We start from the raw sequence: 1,787 nt of genomic DNA on the forward strand, positions 1-1,787 counted from the left end.
TAAATATACCATTTGTTTATTTTTAGCATCGTGACGTATTCCATTATAACCGTCGACGATGAAACCTGCCATGTTAAATAAGTTAGATAAACGTACAGCGCCAGTTTGTTTTGCCATAAAAATTCCCTCCGAATGATATCTTTGCATGAAAAGCATACGCTCATAAATGATTGATATATTGTTATACTCAAAATTATCCATTTTGAACTCAATCACTTCATCATTTAATTTATGATAACATAATACTAAATATAAAAAGCTTTTTGAAGTAATAAAGAATAGGGTAGGGTGTTTATTCGAATGATTAAATGTGTTTGTTTAGTTGAAGAGAAAGAAAATCAAATTTTACTCGTTCAAGTTCGTAATAGAGATAAATATTATTTCCCGGGTGGTAAAATCGATGAAGGTGAAAGCTATGTTGAGGCGTTACAACGAGAACTTAAAGAAGAGTTACGCCTCGATTTGGTTGAAACTGATTTAGAATTTATAGGCACCGTTGTTGGAAAGGCATATCCTCAACCAGATACGCTTACTGAATTAAACGGATTTAAAACGACAAAAGCTATTGATTGGTCCAGTATAACTACTGACAATGAAATTACTGATATTAGATGGTTTAATATCAATGATTCAGAGAACATAGCACCTGCCGTATTGACTTGGATAGACCAATTTTCTAAAAAAGCTAAAGGCTAGGTGAAAAATGTGTATTTAAAAGCATATGAACCGGAATTATTTGAGCAAGTCGAAAACTTAGAAATTTTAGAAAGTGACTATAAATTTACGAAATCACCAGTTGAAAACATCAAATCGGCTAATCAAGATAGTGATAGACATCCTACGTTAGTTATGAATAATGAGTCGTGTATCGCGTTTTTCACTTTACACGAAGGAAATGGGCCTAAACCATTCACTGATAATCCAAAGGCCATTTTCTTTAGATCATTTAGTGTTGATCAACGTTATAGAGGACAAGGCATAGGTAAGAGGACCCTTGAAATATTGCCTGCATATATTAAACAACATTATCCACGCATTAATGAAATTACATTAGCAGTAAATACAGATAATGAGAAAGCAATCAATTTATATGAGCAAGCTGGTTATCGCCACACGCAAGATAGTGAATTAATAGGGCGACCTGTTTACGTGATGTCGCTAAAAATTTGATCATAATAATAAGACCCCAATGCTAAGAGAATAAGGCACTGGGGTCTTTAAATATATTAATCATTCTTAAGATGTTGTGATTGAGTAGAATTTTTACGTTTTTTATTTTTAATCATCAAAGCAGTTACCCATGCAGTTATTGGAATACTGAGTGCAACTGCAATGCCTCCTAGTAATATCGACACAAATTCTTGAGCGAAAATTTTAGAATTAATAATATGTCCAAAAGAATAATGTAATTTAAAGAACCAGAAAAATAAAGTTAATTGACCCCCAAAATATGCTAAATAAATAGTATTGGCAGAAGTAGCTAAAATTTCTCTACCTACTCGCATGCCAGAAGTGAATAGTTGTCTTTGATTTAGTTCCGGATTGGTCTCGCTTAATTCATACATTGGTGAGCTAATTGTAATGGCTAAATCGATTACAGCGGCTATAACAGCCAAAACGATTGTAAAAACCATAAACTGTATCATATCGATACCAATATTCATTGAATACACATATGTTTCATCTTGTTGTTCTGTCGCAAACCCTTGAAGATGACCTACCTTAACCGATAGGAAAATAACTAGTATCAATATGAGTGTCGTAATTATTGTACCGATAAATGCCCT

At 33.0% G+C, this 1,787-nt stretch carries 3 protein-coding genes and 1 pseudogene; 2 read left to right on the top strand and 2 right to left on the bottom strand.

Annotated features, from left to right (window positions below; translation table 11 throughout):
* Nucleotides 1-216: pseudogene (locus tag ACFVU3_RS39935) on the bottom strand (hypothetical protein); the annotation flags it as partial.
* Between the two features lie 72 nt (nt 217-288).
* On the opposite strand from ACFVU3_RS39935, the gene ACFVU3_RS39940 reads away from it, so the two are divergent.
* Together ACFVU3_RS39940 and ACFVU3_RS39945 are read left to right on the top strand one after the other, a co-directional pair.
* The gene (locus ACFVU3_RS39940) at nt 289-696 is read left to right on the top strand and encodes an NUDIX domain-containing protein (RefSeq protein ID WP_390073693.1); all 408 of its coding nucleotides are present in this window, start codon (nt 289-291) and stop codon (nt 694-696) included.
* Nucleotides 697-1,170, top strand: a complete 474-nt coding sequence (locus ACFVU3_RS39945) for an N-acetyltransferase (RefSeq protein WP_023349879.1) — start codon at nt 697-699, stop codon at nt 1,168-1,170.
* A 56-nt stretch (nt 1,171-1,226) separates the two neighbouring features.
* Here ACFVU3_RS39945 and ACFVU3_RS39950 read toward each other — a convergent pair.
* On the bottom strand, nt 1,227-1,787 hold a 561-nt coding region (locus ACFVU3_RS39950; RefSeq protein WP_390073694.1), incomplete at its 5' end, for a YibE/F family protein.

This window comes from Streptomyces sp. NPDC058052 (assembly GCF_042885515.1).
Lineage (GTDB): Bacteria > Actinomycetota > Actinomycetes > Streptomycetales > Streptomycetaceae > Streptomyces.